Raw genomic sequence first — 24902 nt, forward strand, 5'->3', positions numbered from 1 at the left:
GTAACCGGGCGGCACAAAACCATAACATTCCGGGTGGAAATACCATGGCTGACCAGACCATTTCTGCTATGCAGAACGAGGACACCCCGCGCGGCTTTGCCTTTGCCTTTGCCGCCTACTTCATGTGGGGCTTCCTGCCCCTCTACCTCAAGCTCGTCGCCCATATCCCGGCTCTCGAGGTGGTGGCCCATCGTGTAGTCTGGTCCCTGCCGATCTCGGCGGCGATCCTTCTGTTCCTGAAGCGCGGCGACGACGTGATGAAGGCGCTTCGCACGCCGTCGATGCTCGTGATGGCCTTCGTGACGGCGAGCCTCGTGAGCGTCAACTGGCTCGTCTATGTCTATGCCATCACCTCCGGTCAGGCCCTTCAGGGTGCGCTCGGCTACTACATCAACCCGTTGATTTCGGTGCTGATCGGCGCGATCCTTCTCAAGGAACAGCTGCTGATGCCGCAGAAAATCGCGATCTCGCTCGCGGCGGTCGCGGTCGCCATCCTCACATGGGATGCGGGCGGGCTTCCGTGGATCTCTCTGGCGCTCGCCTTCAGCTGGGGTTTTTATGCCTTCTTCCGCAAGACGCTGCCGGTCGGGCCCAACCAGGGGTTCTTCCTCGAAGTGCTGATCCTGTCGGTTCCGGCTGTGCTATACATCCTCTACACCGAGTTCAACGGCAGCGGCCACTTCTTCCACGGCGCCGGCGCAAGCGACATGGGGCTGCTCGTCTTCAGCGGCTTTGCGACCGCGATCCCTCTGATGGTCTATGCCAACGGGGTGAAGCTGCTGCGCATGTCGACGATCGGGATGATGCAGTATATCGCGCCGACCATGGTCTTCATCACCGCGGTATTCGTCTTCCACGAGCCGTTCGGCCAGACGAAGCTTATCGCCTTCGTCTTCATCTGGGCAGGGCTTGCCGTCTATTCCTGGCCGATGATCCGGAACCGCTTCCAGCGCTGAGTTAACCAGGCAATTCAGAGCCTGGAAATGACCTCTTCGGCACCGTCGAGGTTGCCGGCGGTTTCAAGCTTGTCGAGGATCGCCGGCACGATGTCGTCGATCTCGGCAATCACCATCGGCTGCACAAGGTGGGCCGTATGGATGAAACCCTGATCGCGCATGTGCTTCACGAGTTCGAGCATCGGGTCCCAGAAGCCGTTGACGTTGGCGAAAACCATCGGCTTCCCGTGCCGGCCAAGCTGGGCCCAGGTCATGATCTCGACGATCTCCTCCAGCGTGCCGATGCCACCCGGCAAAGTGACGAAGGCGTCGGCCCGCTCGAACATCGCATGCTTGCGCTCATGCATGTCCTTCGTGACGATCAGTTCGCTCAGCTGGCCGAGCGAATGGCGGGTCGCCTCCATGTCCATCAGGAATTCGGGGATGATCCCGGTCACCTGACCGCCGTTGGATAGCACGCCGCTGGCCACCGCACCCATGATACCCTTGGTGCCGCCGCCATAGACCAGACGCATGCCGTTTGCGGCGATGGAACGCCCCAGAGCACGGCCGGCGGCCATGTATGCGGGGTCGCGTCCGGGCTGCGAGCCACAGTAAACGCAGACGGATCGAATCGAAGATGTTTTTTCAGTCATGTCCGAAAATGACTATGGGCCGGCGGCAAGGTCAACAAATTTGACGGAATCTTGTTTGCCGCATCCCCGAATACATTGAGAACGCTTGTTAAACCGGCCAGATAGAGCTAGCAATTTTTAAAGAATATGGCGGGTTTTCCGCCCGGAGACCGACTATGATGAAAAACCGCGCCGGTTGGGTGGCCTTGATCGTGCTGGGTGTCGCGACCCTGCTCATGGTATTTTTCGTGTTGCCGCGCATTTCCGCGGACAAGAAGACAGTATCGGACGCCGTCACCACGGCTGCGGACACGGCCAAGGATGCCGCCGCCAAGGCCGAAGCTGCCGTCGAGGAGGCTAAGAAGACGGCCAGCGAAAAGATGGACCGCCTGAAGGCCGATGCCACCACCGCGCTCTCCGGGATGAAGGCCCTGTTCGCCGACGGCAAGACGCCGGCGCCGGAGGCCTTCGCGGCCGCCAAGGCCGTCGCACAGACGGCAATCTCCGCACTGGCAGCCCTCGACATTCCGGCCGGGCTCGACGCGACGCTCAGCGCCGCCATGACCAAGGCGCGTGAAGACGCCGCCAAGGCACTGAGCCTCATCCAGTCCCTACCCGACGATCCGGCCAAGGCTGCAAGCCTGATTGCGGCCATCGAAAGCGCACTGACCGGTGCACCGACTCCCGCCGCCCCGGCAGCGACGGAGGCGGCTCCGGCCGAGGACCCGTCCAAGCCACGTTTCGACGTGCTGCGCGTCGAACCGGACGGCTCCACCGTCATCGCGGGCAATGCCGTCCCGGGCTCGAAGCTCGAAATCGTCGCCGGCGACAAGGTCATTTCTTCGCTCGACGTCGACCCGAGCGGCGACTTCGCCGCCGTGCTCGACCAGCCGCTCGCACCGGGCGACCACAGCCTTCAGCTGAAGTCCACCGACAAGGACGGCAAGACCGTGATCTCGGATGAAGTGGCAACCATCTCGGTTCCCTCAGATCCCAACGGCAAGCTGCTCGCCATGGTCTCCAAGCCTGGCGAAGCGAGCCGCCTGATCACCCTGCCGGAAAGCGTCAACTCCGAGACCAAGCAGGAACGCGTGGCCGCGTCGGACGCAGCCGGTGCTGCGACGGCGCCGGAAACGGCAGGAACGACGGCTCCGGCAGGCGAACAGCCCGCCGCGGCTCCGACCAATGCTGAAATCCAGGTGAGCGCCGTCGAAATCGAGGGCGACCGTATCTTCATCGCCGGCAAGGCACCGGTCGGCAGCAATGTGCGTGGCTTCGCCGATGAAACGCTGGTCGGCAACGCAACGGCCGATGCCAGCGGCAACTTCGTGGTCGAGGGCAAAATCACGCTTTCGGTCGGCGCCCATGTGATCCGCGCCGAACTGCTCGATGCAGCCGGCCAGGTCGTTGTTCGCGCTTCGGTGCCGTTCAACCGCCCCGAAGGCGAACAGGTTTCCGTCGTCGCCCAGAACAGCTCAACCGCATCCGGCCAGGGCGGCGCCATGGTTTCGGTCGACCAGGCGACATTCGAAAAGCTTCGCGGCTCGCTCGGTCAGGCCTTCGCCCTGCTCAAGGGTCTCTACGCCGAAGGCAAGAAGCCGGCCCTGGAAGAGCTTGCCGCCGCCCGTTCGGCAACCGAAATCGGCCTGTCGTCGATCGCGGACTTCCGCCCGGCTGCAGCCACAGCACCTGCCGTCGGAGAGTTCGTCACCTCGACCGCTGCCAAGGCACGCGAGGCGCTTGCCGCGCTTCAGGCCCTGCCGAAGGACATCGATGCCGTCGGCGCAGCGCTGCCGAAGATTGCCGCGCTGATCGACGCCGTGCTTTCGCCTGCCGCCCCGGCCGTTGCGCTGGATGCGGCGGCTCCCTCGGCTGCGGCCCCGGAGGCTGCCCCTGCAACCTCAACCGACACAGCCGGCGCGGAGCCGAAGACCATCGAGCAGGCTCCGCTCAAGGAAAGCGCCAGCAGCGTCATCATCCGCCGCGGCGACACGCTGTGGCAGATCTCCCGCCGCGTCTACGGCCAGGGCGTCCGCTACACGACGATCTACCTCGCCAATGCCAAGGCCATCGCCAACCCGGACAAGATCGAGCCCGGCCAGATCTTCGAAGTGCCGAGCGAAGCGCTGCCGAATGCGGAAGAGCTTCACCGCAAGCGCATGCATGGCGAAAAGCTGAACTGACAGAGGAGTGCAATGGGGCAAGTCCCCATTGCAATTCAAGGTTCCAGAACCTATCTGGCGATTGGCGGCGGCTCGAACAGGGCCGCCGCTTTTTATGGACCGTGAGCGAAAGTGGGGCGCACCATGGCGGACAAGAAGAAGAAAGTCTCGGCGGACGACAGCAATCCGCTCGGCACGCTCGCCAACCTGTGGCCCTACATGTGGCCAAGCGACCGGCTCGACCTGAAGATGCGCGTGGTCTGGGCCACGGTCTTCCTGATCCTGTCCAAGTTCATCCTGATCCTGGTCCCCTATTTCTTCAAATGGGCGACGGATGCGCTAAACGGCAAGCTCGACATGGCGGGCCTCCTGCCGGCCTTTCTGCTCGGCGCCGTCGCACTGGTCATCCTCTACAATTTCACCCGCATCGCCCAGGTCGGCCTCAACCAGCTGCGTGACGCGCTTTTTGCCAGCGTCGGCCAGTATGCCGTCCGCCAGCTCGCCTACCGCACCTTCGTGCATATGCACCAGCTGTCGCTGCGCTTCCATCTGGAGCGCAAGACCGGCGGCCTTTCGCGCATCATCGAGCGCGGCACCAAGGGAATCGAGACGATCGTACGCTTCACGATCCTCAACTCCGTGCCGACGCTGATCGAATTCCTGCTGACGGCCGGCATCTTCTGGTGGAGCTATGGTTTCTCCTACCTCGCCGTTACCGCCTTCACGGTCTGGGCCTATATCTGGTTCACCATCCGCGCCAGCGACTGGCGCATCGGCATCCGCCGCGCGATGAACGACAGTGATACCGACGCCAACACTAAGGCGATCGACTCGCTCCTGAACTTCGAGACCGTCAAGTATTTCGGCAACGAGGAGATGGAGGCCCGCCGCTTCGACCAGTCCATGGCACGTTACGAGAAATCGGCGACCGAGGTGTGGACCTCGCTCGGCTGGCTGAACTTCGGCCAGGGCGTGATCTTCGGTATCGGCACCGCCGTCGTCATGGTCATGTCTGCACTCGCGGTGCAGCGCGGCGAGCAGACGATCGGTGACTTCGTCTTCGTCAACGCGATGCTGATGCAGCTCTCCTTCCCGCTCAACTTCATCGGCTTCGTCTACCGCGAAATCCGCCAGGGACTAACCGACATCGAGCAGATGTTCGAGCTGCTGGAAGTCGAGGCGGAGGTTCTCGACAAGCCGGATGCGGTCACGCTTGCAATCGGCCAGGGCGCCATCGCCTTCAAGGATGTCCACTTTTCCTACGACCCGCAGCGTCCGATCCTCAAGGGGATCTCGTTCGAGGTCCCTGCCGGCAAGACGGTTGCGGTGGTCGGTCCGTCGGGGGCCGGCAAGTCGACGATTTCGCGCCTTCTCTACCGCTTCTACGACATCCAGCAGGGTTCGATCACGATCGACGGCCAGGATGTCCGCAACGTGACGCAGAAGAGCCTGCGCTCGGCGATCGGCATGGTGCCGCAGGACACCGTGCTGTTCAACGATACCATCGCCTACAACATCCGTTACGGCCGCCCCGCCGCGAGCGATGCCGAAATCGAACAGGCGGCCGAGGTGGCGCAGATTGGCCGCTTTATCACCGAGCTGCCCGACGGGTTCCAGACCAAGGTGGGCGAACGCGGCCTCAAGCTCTCCGGCGGCGAAAAGCAGCGCGTGGCGATTGCCCGCACCGTGCTCAAGGCACCGCCGATCCTCATTCTTGACGAGGCGACTTCCGCACTCGACACGACCACGGAACAGGAAATCCAGGCAGCGCTCGACGTCGTATCGAAGAACCGCACAACGCTGGTCATCGCGCACCGCCTCTCGACCGTGGTCGACGCCGACGAGATCATCGTTCTCAAGGGCGGCGAGATCAGCGAGCGCGGCACGCATTCCGAACTGCTGGCCAAGGGCGGGCTCTACGCCTCGATGTGGAACCGCCAGCGCGAGGCGACGCAGGCAGAGGAACATCTGCGACAGGTCCGAGAAAGCGACGAACTGGGCGTTGTCGTGCGAAAGGCTCCCGCCACCTGACGCTGGCGGCCAACGGCGAAATGCGCGGCATGCCGCGCGTTCAGTCGGCGATGCAGACTCGGTTCCGGCCGCTGTCCTTGGCAACGTAGAGCGCGTAGTCGGCGCGCTTCAGGGCATCGTCGAGGCTTTCGGTCCGCGGATCGAAGTCGGCGAGACCGATGCTGATCGTGCCGGCAACGTCGGAGAGCGCGGCCTGGCTGCAATTGCGCTGAACGGCGATGCGCATCCGGTCGACCACGGGCGCAACTTCGACGGCGGTGACATACGGGAAGAAGGCGTAGAACTCCTCCCCGCCGGCGCGGGCGACAACATTGGCATCGCCGATCGTCTCCTCCAGCACAGCGGAAATCATGCGCAGGGTGTTGTCACCCTCGGCATGGCCGAGCCGGTCGTTGATCAGCTTGAACTGATCGACGTCGATGACGGCTACCGAGACGGGCCGCCCGAAGGCCGCTGCCTCGGCGGTCATCGCCTGGGCGAGTTCGAAGAACTTGCGCCGGTTGTAGGCATTGGTCAGCGGATCGCGTTCGGCGGCTTCGATCAACTGCGCCTCGAGCATCTTGCGTTCGGTAATGTCGAGGATAGCCCCCGCGATCCCGCGTACACTCCCGTCGCCACCCTGCATCGCCGCCTTGTGGAAGACGACGTGACGGCGCCGGCCACCGGAATGATGCACTTCGCTTTCGTAAACCTGCGTTCCGCCTCGGACCAGAAGATCGTCGTCTGCCGCCTGGTAACGGGCCGCGAGCGATTGCGGCGCGACCTCGAAGACGGATCGTCCGACGACGCCGTCGAGGGGGCGGCCGATGAAGGCTGCAAAGGCAGGGTTGCAGCCGACATAGACACCATCGGCGTTCTTGAAGAAGATCGGTGTCGGCAGGTGGTCGATGCAGGCCTGGAGGTAGTCGCGCTCGATCGACAAGTGAGCCCGTTCCGCAGCCGTAGCGCGGGCTCGCTCGAGCGCGCGCCGGGCGCGGGCGACACAAGCAGTCACGCCCTCCGGCAGGGTTGCATCGACGACGTCGTCGGCACCCAGTCCGATGACGCGCTCGATCCAGGCTGCGCTCAGCCCCGGGGTGACGATCACGAGGTAGACATGCTCGCCAAGCGCCTGGCGAAGCTCCCGGACGGTGGTGCCCAGGCGATCAGCGGAAACGGGGACGAAACAGACGGCGGGGCGCTTGAAGGCAAGGCCGGTGAAATTGACGTGCACACCTGCTTCGGCCAACAGTGACGGGATCGGCTGGGCTTCCCCACCGACCCAGAAGACGTCGTCGTCTTCCCGCACAAGCCTGGGCTTCAGCGCACTTGTTTCGACACCGGACAAAGCTTCATCCATCATGTTGGGCGCTGGAGATCATCTCCCGGCCCGAGCCCTGCAAAATCGTACCCGGCATTTTTAGGATCAAAGTATTGACGGAAAGTGGACACCGACACAGGTTGACGAGATTATCCGGGGCGGGCGCGTTTTGCCGCGCCTTTCGGCTTTCCGTGTCGCAAGCATTGCCCCCGGCGCGCTTTCGGAGTAGTCACCCACGTCGATCCCTAGCAACGAAACGAGGTTTTCATGGATTTGTTCGAAAGCATCCGTAAGGCTATCGTGCCGGTGCACAAGGAAGGCTATCCCTTCGTCGCCGCCTTCTTCGTGGCGTCGATCATTCTCGGCTGGATCTTCGAACCGCTGTTCTGGATCGGCATGATCCTGACGCTCTGGTGTGCCTATTTCTTCCGCGATCCGGAACGCGTGACGCCGCAGGACGACGACCTCATCGTCAGCCCGGCGGACGGGCGGGTCTCCGCGATCCAGATGGCCGTGCCGCCGGAGGAGTTGCATCTCGGCTCCGAGCCGATGCTGCGCATCTCGATCTTCATGAACGTCTTCAACTGCCATGTGAACCGCTCGCCGGTGCGCGGCCGCATCACCAACATCGTCTATCGTGAAGGACGCTTCCTCAACGCCGAACTCGACAAGGCCAGCCAGGAAAACGAACGCAACGGCCTCGTCATCGAGACGACGCATGGTGAAATCGGCGTGGTCCAGATCGCCGGCCTCGTCGCCCGCCGCATCGTCTGCTGGGCCAATCCCAGCGACCCGCTGGCCGCTGGTGAGCGCTTCGGCCTGATCCGCTTCGGCTCGCGCCTCGACGTCTTCCTGCCCGTCGGCGCCGAACCGCGCGTCGCGCTGGGCCAGACGGCCATTGCCGGTGAGACGGTCATCGCCGAGTTCGGCTCCTCGAAGGGCCCGGTGGTCAGCCGCCGCAGCTGAACGCAGCACAGGAAGAACGATCATGCTGAGGCCGAAGCCGCAGAACGGTGAAACCGACGAGAACGACAAGGGGCGCGGACCGCGCCTGCGCGAAATCCCGCTCCGTCTGGTCGTTCCGAACCTCATCACGGTGCTCGCGATCTGCGCCGGCCTGACCGGCGTGCGGCTCGCCTTCGAGAATCGCTATGAGCTTGCCGTCGGCATGGTGCTGGCGGCGGCCTTCCTCGACGGCATCGACGGGCGGATCGCCCGCATGATGAAGGCGACATCGAAGTTCGGCGCGCAGATGGATTCGCTCGCCGACATCGTCAATTTCGGCGTCGCCCCTGCCCTCGTGCTTTACGTCTTCATTCTCGACCAGGCCCGCTCCTTCGGATGGATCGCCGCCCTGATCTATGCGATCGCGGCCGGCCTTCGCCTGGCACGCTTCAACGTCATGGAAGACCGCGAGACCAAGGTTCCGTGGCAGTCCGAATACTTCGTCGGCGTGCCGGCGCCGGCCGGCGCCATGCTGGTGCTCCTGCCGGTCTATCTCGGCTTCCTCGGCGTTCCGCCGAGCGCGCCCGTCGCCTATGCCGGCGCCACCTACACGGTGCTGATCGCCTATCTGCTCGTCAGCCGCCTTCCGGTCTGGTCCGGCAAGTCCGGAAAGAGCCGCATCCGCCGCGACCTCGTCCTGCCGATGATTCTCAGCGTCGTGCTCTATGTCGCACTGCTGATGAGCTTCACCTGGGAGGTGCTGTCGCTGACGGTGCTTGCCTATCTCCTGTCGCTGCCCTTCGGCGCCCGCTCCTGGCACCGTCGCTACGGCACGCTGACGATCGGCGAAGAAAGTGCGGAAAGCGGGCTTTCTGAGATCGATCGGGGCCTCTGAGCTCCCAAGAGCCGAAAACCACGGCCGATTCGAAGCGAAATCGGCCAAATTTCGCAAATTATGGTCGATTCTCTTCAAATTTGATTTGCGTGATGGTGAGCGTCACGCTTTTGTCATGTTCTGCTCAGACAGAGCAAAAAAAACAAATCACAAGAAACGACCGGAAACACTTCAGGAGCATGACATGACCACCAAGGCCCCCGCCGAGGCTAAGCCGAAGAACGAGCAGCTGGCGGCGAATTACCGTCCGCTCGGCCTCAAGGCTGTGATCGCCGCAGCATTGATGTTGAAGCGAAAGCCCGCTGCCAAGGTCGCCTGAGCGACCTTCAAAAGAGGCTCATCTGGCCGTTGCCGGACGCCTTCTTTTCCGGCCTGGCAATCTCCAGGCTCTCCCCGACCGGGGCCTGAACCTCCGGTCCGGTATTCGCGACCTTGTTGACGAGGTCGGACACGGGCACGGCCTCGAAGAAATCTTCCTCGGCCGGGACCAGAAGATCCTCGACATGACGCGGCTCGCCGGACTTACAGTCCAGCCAGCGCTCGAAATCCTCGGGCTTTATCACCACCGGCATGCGGTCGTGGATGCGGCCGATCGTGCGATTGGCCCCGACCGTCAGGATCGCGCCGGTATCCACCTCCGAGCCGTCTGCCGACGACCAGGTTTCCATCAGGCCGGCAAAGGCGAGGATCTTGCCGGTGCGCGGCTTGATCCAATAGGCCTGCGGCTTTTCTCCGCTTTCCTTGGGCGGCCGATGCCATTCATAGAAGCCCGACGCCGGCACCAGCACGCGGCGATGACGCATGGCTGCCCGAAAAGAAGCCTTGCCGATCGCCGTTTCCGATCGGGCGTTGATCAGCAGCGGAAAATCCTTGGGATCCTTGACCCAGCCGGGGATCAGCCCCCAGCGCACAAGGAGCGCCTTCCTCTGCGGCAGGTTGCTTCCCGGATCCTGCCGATCGGAAGCGATCACAACGAGGATGGGCTGGGTCGGGGCAATGTTGTAGCGCGCCGGAAAGCCCTCGAGATCCAGAAGATTGAGGAATTCCTGCACCTCTTCAGGTGTCGCCGTCAGTGAGAAGCGTCCGCACATGGTCAATCCATGGCACCAGCGACCGGACGGGTCAAGGCGGGGGCAAAGGGGACGAACAAGCCTTGCGACGCCTTGCAAAACTGGTGATAGTCGAACCTCCGACGGTGCTTCGCGTGCCGCCTCTCCCCCGCATTTCCAAACCCATCGACAGGAGACCCGTCCCCGATGCAGCCCCGCCCACGCCTCGCCTCCTCGGCGATCGTCGAACGCGAAGGACGCTTCCTACTGGTGAGACGCCGCAATCCGCCGGCCGCCGATCTCTATGCCTTTCCGGGCGGGCGCGCCGAGCCCGGCGAAACGCCGGAGGAGACTGCGATCCGCGAGCTTTTCGAAGAAACCGGACTTTTGGGACGCGAGCCACGCCTGTTCGAGACCGTCGAACTCCTGCCGGAGGACGGGCGGCCGGAAAGCCATTTCCTGCTTTCCGTCTTCCGGGTCGAAGCCTCAGCCGAAACCGAGGCTGTCGCCGATGACGACGCGCTGGAGGCCGGCTGGTACCTGCCGGAGGAGATCGCCCTCCTGCCGGTACCAGAGAGCGTTCGGGCATGCGTCGAAAGGCTGGTCAGCATCGGCGAAGCGGGCTAATGATCGGTAGGTGCTTCGGCATCCATGGCGACACGGGTAGCGGCAACAGGGCAGACGGGATGCGCATGACCAGACTTTCCGGCAGGGTTCTCCTCGCCGTCGCATCGCTTGTCTTGCCCCTCGCCCCCTCGGCCAGCGTTGCCCAGGAGGTGCAGGACGTCCCGCCGGTCGCGACAGAGCCGACGGAAAAACCGGCTCCCTACGACGCCAAGCTCGCCCGCCTTTCCGAAGTGATGGGCGCGGTCCACTACCTGCGCAATCTGTGCAACAAGGACGGCGAGCCGGAATGGCGCCAGGCCATGCAACAGCTGATCGACGCAGAAACCGGCACCGAGCCGAAGCGCAAGGCGCAGATGATCTCCGCCTACAATCGCGGCTACCGTTCCTTTGCCTCCGTTTACACGACCTGCACGGCCTCCGCGGTCGCAGCCGAGCAGCTTTACCGTAACGAAGGGGCAACACTGGCTGTCGAAATTGCCGCCCGCTTTGGAAATTAACGAATAATTCACCTGTTTTAGTCTGAGGCCGTGTCGTTTTGGCAAAAGGCTGATAATGTTGTTAACAGGTGAGTAAGGACTTACGCTCTGAGGAATGACGATGGAACCGCGCCGCAACGAGATCGACGAGATGATCGTACACGAGAAGACGCAGGCTGCGCTGGAGTACCAGAACGAAGCCTGGGCCGACGGCATCGCGGACGGGATTGAACCGGAGATCATCGCGGATGCAGCCTTCGCGCTGGCCATGCGGGAAACGATCCGGATTCATGGCGAAGACGGTGCCGAGGCCATCCTCGAATCGCTGCGCAGCCGCATGCTGGCCGGCGAGTTTTCTCCCGAGCGGCGTTTCCAGTAACGAGATCCAGAGGCAGGACAATGCTGAGCAGGCCGGCGCCCTTGTGGCATCACAGCCTCGTGGGCCTTTCCGCCGTTGCAACGATCGTCACGTCGTTGGCTGGCTGTCCGCCGGCCGCCTGGGCGCTTTCCGACATTCCACAGATCCCCGGACAGCAGCAGCCGGAAGAGCCTGACAGTTCGACGGCACCGGAGCCGACCGAGGACGAGAAATCGGACGATGATGCCGCAGATCCCGGTCTCACCGGTATTCCGGATCCCGATCCTCTGATCAACAAACCGGGCGAAGATCAGACCGATGCCGACACCGCCGAGCCGCAGAAGCCGCCGCCGGAGGTGATCTACGACATATCGAAGGCGCCCGAGCCGGTGCGCCGCATGCGCGAACTGATGATCGAGGCGGCCGCCTCCGGCGATATCGAGCGCCTGAGGGCCCTGATGAACCCTGGCCCGAACCAGACCCAGATCCAGCTCGGCACCGACGAGGACGACCCGGTCGCCAAGCTCAAGTCGTTGTCCGGCGACCCGGACGGCGTCGAGATCCTCGCCATCCTGATCGATATCCTGTCGACCGGTTTCGTGCGCGTCGACGCCGGCACGCGGGACGAGGCTTATGTCTGGCCCTATTTCGCCGAAAAGCCGCTGTCGCTTCTCACACCGCCGGAAAAGGTCGAACTGCTGCGCATCGTCACCGCCGGCGACTTCGCGGAAATGGAGGAACTCGGCAACTACAACTTCTTCCGTCTCGGCATTTCGCCGGATGGGCAATGGAAGTTCTTTGCCGCCGGCGACTGAGCCGCGACAGCCTCCGTTCCGCAAATCAATTGCGGTCAACCAATCGAATCGATTCCCTTTTGTGGCGCGATGTTCTAACTCTCGGACAACGACCAACCGGATGGGAGCGACAATGCCCTCTACCCTCTTGCCCGACCGCGCGCTGATCCAGGTTTCCGGCGCCGATGCCGAGCATTTCCTGCACAATCTCGTGACCACCGACATTGCCGGCCTGCCACAGGGCGAGGCGTGGCCCGGCGCGTTGCTGACACCACAGGGCAAGATCCTCTTAGACTTCCTGATTTCGCGCGATAGCGAAGGCTTCCTGATCGATACGGCCCGCGAGCAGAGCGAGGCACTGATCAAGAGGCTCAGCATGTACAAGCTGCGGGCAGCGGTCGTCATTGCTGCGCGCGAAGAGCACGGTGTCTCGGTGGGTTGGGGCGAGGATATCGACGAGGAAGGCCTCGTGGATCATCGCTTCGCCGTCGCCGGGATCCGCGTGACCCGCCGTCCGGGCGGAGCTGCGCCTGCCAACCTCCAGGGCTATGATGCGCTGCGCGTCCTTGCCGGCATTGCCGAATCCGGGCGGGACTTCGCGCTCCAGGACGCTTTCCCGCATGACGTCCTCTTCGACCTGATGGGCGGCGTATCCTTCAAGAAGGGGTGCTATGTCGGCCAGGAGGTCGTCTCCCGGATGCAGCACCGGGGAACGGCGCGTCGTCGTATCGTGCTGGTGAGTGCAGATACAACGCTGCCCTCCCCCGGCACCGAGCTTACGGCCGAGGGAAAACCTGTCGGCACGCTCGGGACCGTTGCCGGCGCACGGGCCCTCGCCATCCTGCGGATTGACCGGGTCGGAGAGGCGCTCGCAAACGGCACGCCGATCCTCGCCGGTGAAACCGTGGTCAGTGTCGCCCTTCCGGCATGGTCGGGACTTGCCTTTCCCGCCACGTCCACCGAGGAGGGCTGACGCGTGAGCGAGGCGGCGATCCCTTCGGCCCGGGCCTGGCAGCGCATGCTGTCCGGCCGCCGGCTCGACCTGCTCGATCCCTCGCCGCTCGACGTCGAGATCTCGGATATCGCCCATGGCCTTGCCCGCGTCGCGCGCTGGAACGGCCAGACCTTCGGCGACCACGCCTTTTCGGTTGCCCAGCACAGCATCATCGTCGAAGCGATCTTCCAACGCCACAATCCGAAGGCGACACCCGACGAACTGCAGATGGCGCTGCTTCACGACGGCCCCGAATACGTGATCGGCGACATGATCTCACCTTTCAAGGCGGTGGTCGGCGGAGGCTACAAACTGGTGGAACGGCGGCTCGAGGCCGCGATCCACCTGCGGTTCGGCCTGCCGGCACACCCGACGCGGACGCTCAAAGACCAGATCAAGAAGGCAGACAAGGTTTCGGCCTATTTCGAGGCGATCGAACTTGCCGGCTTCTCCGAGGCCGAGGCCCGCAAGTTCTTCGGCCAGCCGCGCGGGATCACGCGGGACATGCTACCGATCGAACCGCTGCCGGCCTTCCAGGCCCAGGCCCTGTTCACGGAGCGTTTCGAAGCGATCGAGCGCCTGCGCGGCAATGGGAAGAAGGTGGCGCCATGAGCCTGATCGTCGTTTCTCCACTCTCGCGCATCGCCGAACTCGCCGTCCGCCACAAGGCGCGGGAGATGATCAGCCTGATCGCCGAGAAGCAGGATTTTCATCGTCCCGCGGTGATTTCGGCCGGGCGCCATCTCAAGCTCGGCGTCAACGACATCACCTTTGCCGGAACCGGCGACCTGATCGCGCCGCAGGAGCGGCACGTCCTGGAAATCATCGATTTCGCCCGTAGCTGGGATCGTTCGGCCCCCTTGCTGATCCATTGCTGGATGGGCGTCTCACGGTCGCCGGCAGCGGCCCTGATCGCCAGTCTTGCCGTCGCCCCCGAGGATGACGACGAGGCATTGGCGCAGAGGCTCCGCGCCGCCTCGCCCTATGCGACGCCCAATTCCCGCCTCGTCGAGATCGGCGACAGCCTGTTGTCGCGCGGCGGTCGCCTCGTCGCGGCGGTGAAGGGGATCGGACGGGGCGCGGATGCCGACGGCAACGCGCCCTTCACGCTCTCCTTGCCCGAAACGGGCGGCGCGCCATGAGCACGTCGGTCGAAATCGGCCTCAATGCCGCGATCGTCTCCGTCACCGGCGGAAATCCGCGCATCCTGGTGGTCGATGACCCTGCAAGCCGCATGGACGGCCTGCCCTTCGGCCCCTTCGATCCGGTTCGTCACCGCACCATGGAAATGTCGTTGCGCACCACGGTCACGGCCCGCACGGCGCTGCACATGGGCTATATCGAGCAGCTCTACACTTTCGGTGACCGGGGCCGCTACAAGATGGCGGGAGACGTGGGTCCCCATGTCGTTTCGGTCGGCTATCTGGCGCTGACCCGGATGGACGCTGCCGGCGAGGCAAGCCTCGACGCAGCCGGGGTGCACTGGCGCGACTGGTACAGCTACCTGCCGTGGGAGGACTGGCGTCATGGGCGTCCGCCGGTGATCGACCAGGTGATCCTTCCGGCGCTTGCCGAATGGGCCGAGGAAAACCCGGCCGAGGACAAGGCCGAGATGCGTCCGTCGCGGCGGTCGCGGCTGAAGCTTGCCTTCGGCCTCGACGATTTTCCCTTCGACGAGGAGCGCGTGCTCGAACGCTACGAACTGCTTTACGAGGCGGGATTGGTGGAGGAAGCGGTTATCGACGGACGGGCGGCCCGCCGGCGGGTTTCGGTGCCGCTCGGGATCGCCATGCGCTTCGATCACCGGCGCATCGCGGCGACCGCGCTTGCCCGACTGCGCGGCAAGATCAAATATCGGCCGGTGGTGTTCGAGCTGATGGCCGAGGAGTTCACCCTCACCGAACTGCAGACCACGGTCGAGGCAATTTCCGGCCGTCACTTGCACAAGCAGAACTTCCGCCGGCTCGTCGAGGGTGCAGAACTGGTCGAGCCGACCGGGGGAACACTCGCGACCGGTGGCCGGCCGGCGGCGCTCTTCCATTTCCGCCGCCAGATTCTCGAGGAGCGCCCGGCGCCCGGGCTGAAGGTCGGCGGTCGCTAAATCGAGTCGTTGGCCGGTTGCATCGCCACGGCGCGCAAAAAAGGGACGCAGCGGACGCCTTTGCCGACCAGCCCGGTTGCGGACGGCGCCAGATCAAAGCGTGATGTCGGCCTTCTCGACAACCTCGGCGTCACCGCTTTCGGCAGTTCCATAGGCGGAATAGGCGGCAATCACCTGACTCATTTCGTCAAGCACGTCGAAAATGCTGACGGTGTCGTCGTCGCCGTCATTGTCTGCGGCGACGCGGTCGACAGGTCCGACCTCATCGTCGTGGGGCCGGTCTTCGGACTGGGTTTCGTCTCCGGCATGAGCAAGCAGCATGGCGATCATGTCGCCGGCAATCTGGCCAGAAACGCCGCTCGCCGCGTTTTCGTTCTCGACGGTCGGGTCCTGCGTGCGCTTGCGCGCCGCCGACTGTTCGGCGGCCGCCCGCTCCTCGGCGGAGACGATACCGTCCCCGTTGGTGTCCAGCCCGGCAAGCGAAGTCGAATACAAAGCGTTGCCGCTGAGCGACGAAGATACACTGGTCATACAAACCTCCGCAAATATCGGCTCAAATGTCTGTATCCGCAGTACGCAATACCATGAACAACGGGTCTCTCCGGGCTAGGAGATTCTCGAAAACCGGTCAAAAACCAATAATTATCTACGATAAGTAGCTTGCGTATCTTCTAACATATTCCAATACTTTGAAAGACATAGGAATTCCGTCACCCGTTGTGACGGACGACACGCAGATCGGCAGTTACACCCGATACGAAATAGTTAACTTTCGTCAGTCGATATCCACATCCAGGCCGATATCGAGCGTCGTTGCGGCCATGGTGATCTTCGACGTGGAGATGAAATCAACGCCGGTCTCGGCGATTGCCCGCACCGTCTGAAGATTGACGTTGCCGGATGCCTCGAGCACGACACGGCCCGCGGTGGCGACATAATCCGCCTCCGAAAGCCCGTGATGGGCACGATTGATGCCGACCGCTTCGGCCAGCAGGTCCGGTCCCATATTGTCGAGCAGGATGGCATCGGGACGCGCGGCGAGCGCCTCGCGCATCTGGTCCAGATTGTCGACTTCCACCTCGATCTTGACCAGATGGCCGGCATAGGCACGGGCAGCGTCGATCGCGGCCGCCACGCCACCGGCTACGGCGATGTGGTTGTCCTTGATGAGGATTGCGTCATCGAGGCCGAAGCGATGGTTCGACCCGCCGCCGAGGCGTACCGCGAACTTCTCGACAGCCCGGAGCCCCGGCAAGGTCTTGCGGGTGCAGGTGACGCGGGCACGGGTGTGGGCGATCTCGGCGGCGAAGCGGGCCGTGTAGGTCGCGACGCCGGAGAGATGCATCAGGTAATTGAGCGCGACGCGTTCGGCGGAGAGGATGGAACGGGCCGGCCCCTCCACGCGGATTAGCGCGTCGCCCGCTCTCACCCGATCACCGTCGCCGACCCTGGCGTCGAAGACGACCGAAGGATCGACTAGGCGAAAAGCGGCGCGCGCCAGCTCGATGCCAGCGATCACGCCGTCCTCACGGCTGTTAAGCGCAGCGCGCGCCCGCTTTTCCGGCCCGATCGTCGCATAGGTGGTGATGTCGCCGGCCCGCCCGAGATCCTCGAGAAGGGACGCCCTTACCTGTTCCTCGGCCATCAGCGGAAGCAGAACGGGACGGAATGGTTCGGTCATCGGTGGTTCCTCCGTCTCGGGTCAGCCGGCGATCTCGGCCGCGATGCGATCGGCATCCTTGAGCGTCATGTAGGTGCGGTGGCGGAACGCCTCCACCGGCTCCGGGCAATCGGAGCGATAGTGGCCGCCGCGGCTCTCCTCGCGCAGCAGCGCCGCTGTGGCGATAAGCTTCGCGGTTGCCGCCATCGTGGAGAGGCGCACCCGCTTCGTACCACGCTCAAGCTTGACGATATGGCGGATCAGTCCCTTCAGTCCATCGGCATCGCGGATGACGCCGGCATGGGCCGACATCTCGCGCCGGAGCCGGGTCAGGTCGGGGCTGTCTTCCAGCGTGACGAGGTCGTCGTTCTCACCGGCATTCTTCGGCCATTCATAAAGGGTGGACTCGGGCAGCATGCCCTTGATGCTTTCAGCAATGCGCGCGGCGAACACGACCGCCTCGAGCAGCGAATTGGAGGCAAGACGATTGGCGCCGTGTACGCCCGTCGAAGTCACCTCGCCCGCTGCCCAGAGCCCGTCGATCGAGGTCTTGCCGTCCGCATCCACCAGCACGCCACCCATGTGATAGTGCACCGCCGGCACGACCGGGATCGGGTCGTGGACCGGGTCGATGCCGGCCGACCTGCAGGACGCGTAAACGGTCGGGAACAGGTCGGGGAAATGGGCGCCGACTGCCCGGGTGCAATCGAGGAAGGCGCCGCGGCCAGCCTTCACCTCGGCAAAGACGCCACGGGCGACGATGTCGCGCGGGGCAAGCTCGGCATCGGGATGCAGGTCCGTCATGAAACGGTGGCCGGCGCGGTTGACGAGGATCGCGCCGTCGCCGCGCAGGGCCTCTGTCGCAAGCGGTGCCGGATCATGGCCGATGTCGATCGCTGTCGGGTGAAACTGGACGAATTCGGGATCGGCGATCATCGCGCCTGCCTTGGCGGCCATGCCGACGCCGGCGCCGCGCGCCTCGGCCGGATTGGTGGTGACCTGGTAGAGATGCCCGATACCGCCGGAGCAGAGAACCACTGCCCGGGCCGGGAAGGCGACGCGGGTCTTCGACTGGCCGGCATCCGGCCGGGCGACGACGCCGGAGATGAACTTGCCCTCCGTCACCAGTTCCTCGACGACATAACCTTCCATGATGCGGATCGACGGCGTCTTGCGCACGGTCGCGATCAAGGCTTCCATGATCGCACGGCCGGCCTGGTCTCCCTTGACGCGCACGATGCGGCGTTCGGAATGGGCGGCCTCGCGCGACAGGAGAAGATGGCCTTCGAGGTCGCGGTCGAACGGCACGCCATAGGCGAGCAGGTCGCGGATGCGATCCGGGCCCTCGGAAATCATCAGCCTGGCCATCTTCTCGTCGACGATGCCCGCACCGGCGGCGAGCGTGTCGGCCAGATGCTTGTCGAAGGTGTCGCCCGGGCTCATCGCGGCGGCAATGCCGCCCTGCGCCCAGGCCGAGGACGCGCCATGGCCGATCGGTGCCGCGGCAAGCACGGTCACGGGACGGGGGCTGAGCTTCAGGGCGCAGAACAGGCCCGCCAGGCCTCCCCCGATGATGACGATGTCATCGATGCCCTGCCAGGATTGGGGGCGCATGGATTCGGTATTCGTGGCCATTCGGGCATTCTCCGCCGGCAGGAGCCGGGTCTCGTCAGTTCTTCAGATTGATCATGCGCTCGACGGCAAGGCGGGCGCGACCGGCGATCGCCGGATCGACGGTGACCTCGTCCGTCATGAAAAGCAGGCTGTCGAGGATCTTCGGCAGCGTGATGCGCTTCATGTGCGGACAGAGATTGCACGGCTTGACGAAGTTGACGTCGGGAACTTCGGCCTGGATGTTCGAGGCCATCGAGCATTCGGTCACCAGCAGGACGCGGCCGGGACGCTTCGTCTTGACATAGTCGATCATGCCGGAGGTCGAGCCGGCATAGTCGGAGACTGCAAGCACGCTCGGATGGCATTCGGGGTGGGCGACGATCTCGATCGACGGATCGCTTGCCTTGTATTCCAAGAGTTCCTCGGCGGTGAAGCGCTCGTGCACCTCGCAGTGGCCCTGCCAGGTGAGGATCTTCTTCTTTGTCTTTGCCGCAACGTTGAGCGCCAGGAACTCGTCCGGGATGCACAGGACCGTATCGGATTCGAGGCTGTCGACGACCGCGACCGCATTCGACGAGGTGCAGCAGATATCCGTCTCCGCCTTCACGTCGGCCGAGGTGTTCACATAGGTCACCACCGGAACGCCGGGATAACGCGCCTTCAGGGCCCGGACGTCGGCGCCCGTGATCGATTCCGACAGCGAGCAACCGGCCCGGCTGTCGGGGATAAGCACCGTCTTCTTCGGGTTGAGCAGTTTCGAGGTCTCGGCCATGAAATGCACGCCGCACTGGACGATGATCTCGGCATCGACCCGGGTGGCATCGCGGGCGAGCTGGAGTGAATCGCCCTTGATGTCGGCGACGCAGTGGAAGATCTCCGGCGTCTGGTAGTTGTGGGCGAGGATGACGGCGCCGCGTTCCTTCTTGATCCGGTTGATCGCGTGGATGTAGGGCGCGAAGACCGGCCATTCGATGGCCGGAATGAAGTCCTTCACCCGCTGGTAGAGATGCTCGGTTTCCTTGGCAACGGCCGGCGTGAAGGAAAGGTCGGGTCTTTCGAGGACGCCGAAACGCTCGGCGGCGGACGCCTCGAGGCGCGCGCCGGTGGTCGTGATGGAGGGGTCCGGGAGATGTGCCATACCGATGTCCTCGCCAGTTGGCTTCCTACTTATGCTCAATTTGAGCAAAAACAGGATCAAAGAAAACCGGCAGCTGCCGGTGACGCTGATTTAGAAAGTTTTGTGACAGATTGCAAGGCTGTTTCCGCACAAGGTCAAGGCGACCTGCCTATTCAGTGACCATGCTCTCTTCCCGGATCGTGGAAAAAAGGTAGTGTTGCCCGACATATGGCAAACGCCGGGGAATCCCATGCTCGAACTCTTTCTGCTGATCCTGGTCGTGATCCTGTTTGTCAACAACAGGACAGCCTTCAAGCGCATCGACACGCTGGAGAAGGATCTCGGCAGACTGTCCGAGGAGTTCGTACGCCTGACCGCCGGCGCGGGTGTGGCGACGCCGGAAACGCCGGCGGACCACGCGCTCATCGAACACGCCGGGACCCCGGAGGCCCAGTCCACCATTGCCGAGCCCGAGAGCGAGGCGGTTCCGGCATTGACCGCGGCGTCGGTCGCGGCCGAGGTGCAGGCACCGGCTGAGGCAGTGACAGCGGAAGACGCTCCCTCTGCGCAGACTGCAACGAACCCCGGGCCGGCCAAGTCGAAGGAAAGCCTGGAAGACTATCTCGGTGCCCGCTGGGCAGTCTGGGCAGGCGGGCTTGCCCTTGCGCTCGGAGGGCTGTTCCTGGTGCGCTACTCGATCGAGAGCGGGTTGCTCGGACCGGGCGTGCGGCTTTCGCTGGCCGCTCTTTTCGGGCTGCTCCTTCTCGCCGGCGGGGAGATCATCCGGCGCAAGGCGCTGCCGCAGGCGGCGGCCCTTTACGACAATGCGATGATCCCCGGCATCCTGACGGCGGCTGGCGCGCTGTCGCTCTTCGGCGCGATCTACGCAGCGCACGGGATCTACGGTTTCTTCGGCCCGACGCCGGCCTTCCTGCTGCTGGCGCTCGTCGCCTTCGCGACGCTGGGGCTTTCGCTTCTTCACGGCCAGGCGCTGGCGGGGCTGGGACTTCTCGCTTCGCTGGCGACGCCCGCGCTGGTGTCGAGCACGGCGCCGAGCCCGTGGACGCTGTTCGGCTTTCTCACCCTCTCCCTCGTCGCAACGGCTGCCGCATCGCGGCTGAGGCGCTGGCGCATCGTGCCGGCGCTCGCCAATGGCGGGCTCGGTCTCTGGGCGCTCGCCTATATCCTGCTGAGCGGATCCCCCGACCTTGTGCCGGTCACCCTCGCCCTGATTGCCATGATCGCCAGCGCGCTCATCGTCTGGCCGGCAAGGGAATTCGACACGGACATCCCGGGGGACGGTCTCAGCTGGGACACGCTCGGCCTCGCTTTCATCCGTCCGCCGGTGGAACTGTGGCTCTCGGTCGCGCTCGCCGCGCTGCTGCCCGCCCTTGCGATGCTGCTGCCCGATCCGGCAGGTGACATACACCCGCTGTTCGCCACGAGCGCCGTAATCGCGGCACTGGCTGCGGCGGGCTCTGCCGGCCGAGGTTCCGCATGGCCGAGCGTGATCTCCGCCGTCGGCGCGGTCTTTGCTCTTACACTTTACGCGGCCCTCACCTCCGATCTCCTGCAGGACTTCGATACCGGCCTCGGGGGCGACATGCCGCTTGCGGGAACGGACGGACAGTCGATCGCCCTTACGCTCGGCCTCGGCGCCATCTTCCTCATTTGCGGCCCTGCCTTCATCCGCCGGCGCGGCACAGCCGATCCGGCGCTGTCGACGCTGTGGGCCGGTATCGCGGCCGCCCTGCCGACAACGGCCGCAACCATCAGCTTCGTGCAGTACGGCATCTATGACAGGGACTGGACGCACGGGCTTTACGGCCTTGCGGTCGGGCTCGGGCTGATCGGGGCGACCGAGTTCTTCGCCCGTGCCGGCCTGGCCGGCACGCTGAGGCGCGGGCTCGACCTGCTGCTCGCCGGCTCGTTTGCCGCTCTCGTCTTCAGCCTGCACATGCTGACCGACGGGATCACCACCACGATCCTGACCGCCCTCATCGGCTTCGCCTATCTGATGGCGACACGCCTGCGGGGCTGGAGCGGCCTGCCCTGGATGATGGTCGCCGCCCTGGTGGTGGTGCTCGTGCGCATCGCCCTCGATCCGACCCTGGTCGGCCCCGACCAGCTTGGCCGCACGCCGGTCTTCAACGCCCTGCTGCCCGGTTACGGCATTCCGGCGATCCTCGCCCTTCTGTCGGCCTTCGAACTGCGCGCCTGGCCGGGCGTGCGGGTGCGCAACGCCCTGCAGGGGCTCGCCGCACTTCTCGGGCTGCTGGCCGTCGCCGTCCTCGTGCGCCACGCGATGAATCACGGCGTGCTGGACGACAGCGTGCCGACGCTTGGCGAGCAGTCGATCTACACCCTGCTGGTGACCGGTCTTTCCGGCATCCTGATGACACTCGACCTCAAGTCGCCGAGCCCCGTCTTCCGCTATGGCTCGATGGTGGCGGGCGTCGTCTCGATGGCCAATGTGCTGCTGCTTCATCTGGGCGGTATCAACCCCTATTTCACCGGCGAGAGCACCGGCTCCTGGCCACTCATCAACCTGCTGGCGATCGGCTATCTCCTGCCGGGCCTCGCCTATGCCGGCCTTGCCTATTATGCGCGCGACAAGCGCCCCCTGCCCTATGTCAGCGCGCTGGCGGTGAGCGGCGCCATCCTCGGCTTCGCCTGGGTGACGCTGTCGGTCCGGCGCTTCTGGCATGGCGAGTTCATCGCGGACTGGAAGGGTTTCGAGCAGGCAGAGACCTACAGCTATTCGGTGGCGTGGTTGGCGATCGGCGTCGGACTGCTCGTGCTGGGCTCGCGGTTCGATGCGAAGAGCCTCAGGCTTTCTTCGGCGGTGCTGGTGCTGATCTCGGTGGGCAAGGCCTTCCTGATCGACATGAGCCATCTCGAAGGCGTGCTGAGGGCCCTGTCCTTCATCGGCCTCGGCGGCGTGCTGATCGGCATCGGGCTGTTCTACCAGAAGATCCTGACCGGTCGAAAGGTGGAACAGCCGACGCCCGACGAAGGGAACGCACCGAAGGAAAACGCCTGACAGCGGTTGCCATCACGGGGGCGCCTCCCCTAGATGGTGCTCCCTGAGTTCCCGCATCCGGATCCGCCATGACGAACGGCCTCGACGAAACAAGCTTCGCACCGCACGAGGCCCTGGCCCGCGACCTGCTTCCCCATGCCATCCAGGGCGATGACGGCTCGCACGATCTCGCCCATATCCATCGGGTGTTCCGCAACGCCATGCGGATCCATGCCAGCGAAGGCGGCGACGGGCGCATCCTCGCGGCAGCCGTCCTGCTGCATGATTGCGTCGCGGTCGAGAAGAGCTCGCCCTTGCGTTCGCAGGCTTCACGACTGGCTGCGGAAAAGGCGAGTGCCGTACTCGCCGCCCGCGGCTGGCCGCCCAGTGATGTCGAGGCGGTCGCACATGCTATCACGGCCCACAGCTTCACCGCCAACATCACGCCCGAAACGCTCGAGGCGAAGATATTGCAGGATGCCGACCGGCTCGACGCGATCGGGATGGTCGGCGCCGCGCGCTGCTTCTATACCGCCGGCCGCATGGGATCGGCCCTCTACGATCCCGCCGACCCGCTGGCGCAAGCCCGGGAAATCGACGATCGCGCGTTTGCGATCGATCACTTCGCGGCGAAGCTCTTCAAGCTTTCCGATAATTTCCAGACCAAGGCAGGGAGCCTCCTTGCCCGCGAGCGCCATGACAGGCTGAAGACCGTCCTGGCGCAGTTCATCGACGAGATCTGAGGTCCGCCATGCATATCACCGAACTCCACGTCTACCCACTCAAGAGCGCCCGCGGCATCGCCTTACCGTCGGCCCGCCTCGACGCGCTGGGTATCTCCGGCGACCGGCGCATGATGCTCACCGACCCGTCGGGGCATTTCATCACGCAGCGGGAATTGCCGGAACTGGCACGGCTGACCGCACTGCCCCAGGCGACCCACCTCCAGCTGACACTCTCCGACGGCCGCGACATGATGGTCGCGCCGCCGCATCCCGACCGTCGCATCGACGTGGCGGTGTGGAAATCGGTGGTCAGCGCGGCGGTCGCCGAAGACAGCGTCAACGAGCGCCTGTCCGAATGGTTCGGCCGCCCGGTCAAGCTGGTCTTTTTCGACGGCGCGGCATCCCGCAAGGCAAACGCCGAATGGGCCGGTCCGGACAGTCCCGTCAGCTTTGCCGACGGCTATCAGGTGCTCGTCACCACCACCGGCTCGCTGAAGGCGCTCAACGCCGACATGGCCGCGCACGGGGAAGGATCCGTCGGTATGGAACGCTTCCGGCCGAACATCGTGGTCGACTGCGACGAAGCCTGGGCCGAGGACAGCTGGGCAAGCATCGAGATCGGTGGGATTCCCTTCGACCTGGTCAAGCCCTGCGCGCGCTGCATCATGACCACCCAGCACCAGCAAACCGGTTCCCGCGAGGGTGCCAATCCGATGCCCGCCATGGGGCGCATCCGCATGTCGGCCGACCGTCGTGTGCCCGGTCCGCTGTTCGGATGGAATGCCGTTCCGCGCGGCGAAGGCGTGCTCAAAATCGGCGACACGGTGCGGATCACGGAGAAAAGGCCGGACGGCTGGGCGATCAAGAAACGCGGCTGAAGCAGGATTGACACGCGGGACGGCAGCCGGGGCAAACCGCCGTTGCAGACCGTTTCCGAAATGATTACGACAGACAACTATAAATACCAGACGATTTGTTGCAGTCTTAATTTTTGTTTTACTAAATATCGCTAGACCTATGTCAGCGAAACGATGCGCCATGACTGGGCGACGGGTTTCTCCCGGCTCGCGATTTTCCCAAGCGTTCCAGGGCAGACCCCATGACTTCGTTCCCCTCCGTCAGCAACTATGCCGGCATTTTTGACACGTTGAGACTGATCGGCTCCGATCCGGAAGCCGGGCCTCGTCGCGTTGCCGATCCCGTCTCCCGCGAGAACTCCGGCCAGCAATGGACGATAGACCTGCCGGGCACCCGGCCCGAATCATGGACGGCGTGGAGCGATGCGCTCGAAGACGAACTGCCGATCGAAGAAGATCACCTGTCCTATGAAGGTCTCGAGCCGGAAGTCGGAGAGGCCTCCATTCGTCTCAAGGCCTTGCTCGCAAGCCAGCAACTCGGCATTCAGTCGCTGTCCATCGCCAATGCCGACGCACGCGCCATCCTGAGGCTGTTCCAGTAAACG

Annotated in this window: 25 protein-coding genes and 1 pseudogene; 19 read left to right on the forward strand and 7 right to left on the reverse strand. The window is 64.2% G+C overall.

Annotated elements, in window-relative coordinates; translation table 11 throughout:
* The first annotated feature begins 44 nt into the window (after positions 1 to 44).
* A complete protein-coding gene (rarD, locus tag HHL25_RS08865; RefSeq protein WP_169589186.1) occupies positions 45 to 956 on the forward strand; it encodes an EamA family transporter RarD in 912 nt (303 codons plus the stop codon).
* A gap of 14 nt (positions 957 to 970) precedes the next feature.
* Here rarD and HHL25_RS08870 read toward each other — a convergent pair whose 3' ends face one another.
* Positions 971 to 1591, reverse strand: a complete 621-nt coding sequence (locus HHL25_RS08870; protein ID WP_169589188.1) for an LOG family protein — start codon at positions 1589 to 1591, stop codon at positions 971 to 973.
* A gap of 155 nt (positions 1592 to 1746) precedes the next feature.
* On the opposite strand from HHL25_RS08870, the gene HHL25_RS08875 reads away from it, so the two are divergent.
* Both HHL25_RS08875 and HHL25_RS08880 read left to right on the forward strand, forming a co-directional pair.
* Positions 1747 to 3753, forward strand: coding sequence for a LysM peptidoglycan-binding domain-containing protein (locus HHL25_RS08875; RefSeq protein WP_169589190.1), 2007 nt, complete (start codon positions 1747 to 1749; stop codon positions 3751 to 3753).
* Positions 3754 to 3876: 123 nt separating this feature from the next.
* Complete coding sequence (locus HHL25_RS08880; RefSeq protein WP_169589193.1) at positions 3877 to 5763, forward strand: ABCB family ABC transporter ATP-binding protein/permease; 1887 nt, start codon at positions 3877 to 3879, stop codon at positions 5761 to 5763.
* 40 nt (positions 5764 to 5803) lie between these two features.
* Here the strand turns inward: HHL25_RS08880 and HHL25_RS08885 are convergent, their stop codons facing one another.
* Positions 5804 to 7105 (reverse strand): GGDEF domain-containing protein, encoded by a 1302-nt coding sequence (locus HHL25_RS08885; protein WP_169589195.1) that lies wholly within the window; start codon positions 7103 to 7105, stop codon positions 5804 to 5806.
* A 225-nt stretch (positions 7106 to 7330) separates the two neighbouring features.
* On the opposite strand from HHL25_RS08885, the gene HHL25_RS08890 reads away from it, so the two are divergent.
* The 3 genes from HHL25_RS08890 to HHL25_RS23620 all read left to right on the forward strand — a co-directional run bounded on the left by HHL25_RS08890 (position 7331) and on the right by HHL25_RS23620 (position 9222).
* Positions 7331 to 8029, forward strand: coding sequence for a phosphatidylserine decarboxylase (locus HHL25_RS08890; RefSeq protein WP_169589197.1), 699 nt, complete (start codon positions 7331 to 7333; stop codon positions 8027 to 8029).
* A 22-nt stretch (positions 8030 to 8051) separates the two neighbouring features.
* Positions 8052 to 8903 (forward strand): CDP-alcohol phosphatidyltransferase family protein, encoded by an 852-nt coding sequence (locus HHL25_RS08895; RefSeq protein ID WP_169589199.1) that lies wholly within the window; start codon positions 8052 to 8054, stop codon positions 8901 to 8903.
* A gap of 184 nt (positions 8904 to 9087) precedes the next feature.
* Complete coding sequence (locus tag HHL25_RS23620) at positions 9088 to 9222, forward strand: hypothetical protein (RefSeq protein WP_261345109.1); 135 nt, start codon at positions 9088 to 9090, stop codon at positions 9220 to 9222.
* Between the two features lie 7 nt (positions 9223 to 9229).
* Here HHL25_RS23620 and HHL25_RS08900 read toward each other — a convergent pair whose 3' ends face one another.
* Complete coding sequence (locus HHL25_RS08900; protein ID WP_169589201.1) at positions 9230 to 9994, reverse strand: SOS response-associated peptidase; 765 nt, start codon at positions 9992 to 9994, stop codon at positions 9230 to 9232.
* 165 nt (positions 9995 to 10159) lie between these two features.
* Here HHL25_RS08900 and HHL25_RS08905 point away from each other — a divergent pair, with 165 nt between their 5' ends.
* The 8 genes from HHL25_RS08905 to HHL25_RS08940 all read left to right on the forward strand — a co-directional run bounded on the left by HHL25_RS08905 (position 10160) and on the right by HHL25_RS08940 (position 15302).
* Positions 10160 to 10579 (forward strand): NUDIX hydrolase, encoded by a 420-nt coding sequence (locus tag HHL25_RS08905; RefSeq protein ID WP_169589203.1) that lies wholly within the window; start codon positions 10160 to 10162, stop codon positions 10577 to 10579.
* A gap of 65 nt (positions 10580 to 10644) precedes the next feature.
* Positions 10645 to 11076 carry a TIGR02301 family protein gene (locus tag HHL25_RS08910; RefSeq protein ID WP_169589205.1) on the forward strand — a complete coding sequence of 144 codons (432 nt, stop codon included), beginning with the start codon at positions 10645 to 10647 and terminating at the stop codon, positions 11074 to 11076.
* Between the two features lie 100 nt (positions 11077 to 11176).
* The gene (locus tag HHL25_RS08915) at positions 11177 to 11434 is read left to right on the forward strand and encodes a hypothetical protein (RefSeq protein WP_169589206.1); all 258 of its coding nucleotides are present in this window, start codon (positions 11177 to 11179) and stop codon (positions 11432 to 11434) included.
* Positions 11435 to 11454: 20 nt separating this feature from the next.
* The gene (locus HHL25_RS08920; RefSeq protein ID WP_246701715.1) at positions 11455 to 12228 is read left to right on the forward strand and encodes a hypothetical protein; all 774 of its coding nucleotides are present in this window, start codon (positions 11455 to 11457) and stop codon (positions 12226 to 12228) included.
* A 112-nt stretch (positions 12229 to 12340) separates the two neighbouring features.
* Positions 12341 to 13180, forward strand: a complete 840-nt coding sequence (gene ygfZ / locus HHL25_RS08925) for a CAF17-like 4Fe-4S cluster assembly/insertion protein YgfZ (RefSeq protein WP_169589208.1) — start codon at positions 12341 to 12343, stop codon at positions 13178 to 13180.
* A gap of 45 nt (positions 13181 to 13225) precedes the next feature.
* Entirely contained in the window at positions 13226 to 13813 is a 588-nt protein-coding gene (locus tag HHL25_RS08930; RefSeq protein ID WP_169589683.1) for a YfbR-like 5'-deoxynucleotidase, read from the forward strand.
* Positions 13810 to 14343 (forward strand): tyrosine phosphatase family protein, encoded by a 534-nt coding sequence (locus HHL25_RS08935; protein WP_169589210.1) that lies wholly within the window; start codon positions 13810 to 13812, stop codon positions 14341 to 14343. Before HHL25_RS08930 ends, HHL25_RS08935 begins: the two co-directional genes overlap by 4 nt.
* Entirely contained in the window at positions 14340 to 15302 is a 963-nt protein-coding gene (locus HHL25_RS08940; protein ID WP_169589212.1) for an NUDIX hydrolase, read from the forward strand. Before HHL25_RS08935 ends, HHL25_RS08940 begins: the two co-directional genes overlap by 4 nt.
* A gap of 93 nt (positions 15303 to 15395) precedes the next feature.
* Here HHL25_RS08940 and HHL25_RS08945 read toward each other — a convergent pair whose 3' ends face one another.
* The 4 genes from HHL25_RS08945 to nadA all read right to left on the reverse strand — a co-directional run bounded on the left by HHL25_RS08945 (position 15396) and on the right by nadA (position 19714).
* Positions 15396 to 15833 carry a hypothetical protein gene (locus HHL25_RS08945; protein WP_169589214.1) on the reverse strand — a complete coding sequence of 146 codons (438 nt, stop codon included), beginning with the start codon at positions 15831 to 15833 and terminating at the stop codon, positions 15396 to 15398.
* Positions 15834 to 16077: 244 nt separating this feature from the next.
* Entirely contained in the window at positions 16078 to 16983 is a 906-nt protein-coding gene (nadC, locus tag HHL25_RS08950; protein WP_169589216.1) for a carboxylating nicotinate-nucleotide diphosphorylase, read from the reverse strand.
* A 21-nt stretch (positions 16984 to 17004) separates the two neighbouring features.
* Entirely contained in the window at positions 17005 to 18597 is a 1593-nt protein-coding gene (locus HHL25_RS08955; protein ID WP_169589218.1) for an L-aspartate oxidase, read from the reverse strand.
* Between the two features lie 34 nt (positions 18598 to 18631).
* A complete protein-coding gene (gene nadA / locus HHL25_RS08960) occupies positions 18632 to 19714 on the reverse strand; it encodes a quinolinate synthase NadA (protein WP_169589220.1) in 1083 nt (360 codons plus the stop codon).
* On the opposite strand from nadA, the gene HHL25_RS08965 reads away from it, so the two are divergent.
* The 5 genes and pseudogenes from HHL25_RS08965 to HHL25_RS23740 form a co-directional block, all read left to right on the forward strand.
* Positions 19706 to 19873, forward strand: a complete 168-nt coding sequence (locus HHL25_RS08965; protein WP_169589222.1) for a hypothetical protein — start codon at positions 19706 to 19708, stop codon at positions 19871 to 19873. The genes nadA and HHL25_RS08965 overlap by 9 nt on opposite strands.
* 70 nt (positions 19874 to 19943) lie before the next feature.
* Complete coding sequence (locus HHL25_RS08970) at positions 19944 to 22736, forward strand: DUF2339 domain-containing protein (RefSeq protein WP_169589224.1); 2793 nt, start codon at positions 19944 to 19946, stop codon at positions 22734 to 22736.
* 68 nt (positions 22737 to 22804) lie between these two features.
* Positions 22805 to 23458, forward strand: coding sequence for an HD domain-containing protein (locus tag HHL25_RS08975; RefSeq protein ID WP_169589226.1), 654 nt, complete (start codon positions 22805 to 22807; stop codon positions 23456 to 23458).
* 8 nt (positions 23459 to 23466) lie between these two features.
* Positions 23467 to 24318 (forward strand): MOSC domain-containing protein, encoded by an 852-nt coding sequence (locus HHL25_RS08980; RefSeq protein WP_169589229.1) that lies wholly within the window; start codon positions 23467 to 23469, stop codon positions 24316 to 24318.
* 473 nt (positions 24319 to 24791) lie between these two features.
* Positions 24792 to 24899: pseudogene (locus HHL25_RS23740) on the forward strand (flagellin); the annotation flags it as partial.
* Positions 24900 to 24902 lie beyond the last annotated feature (3 nt).

It is taken from the genome of Rhizobium terricola (assembly GCF_012927355.1).
GTDB lineage: Bacteria > Pseudomonadota > Alphaproteobacteria > Rhizobiales > Rhizobiaceae > Allorhizobium > Allorhizobium terricola.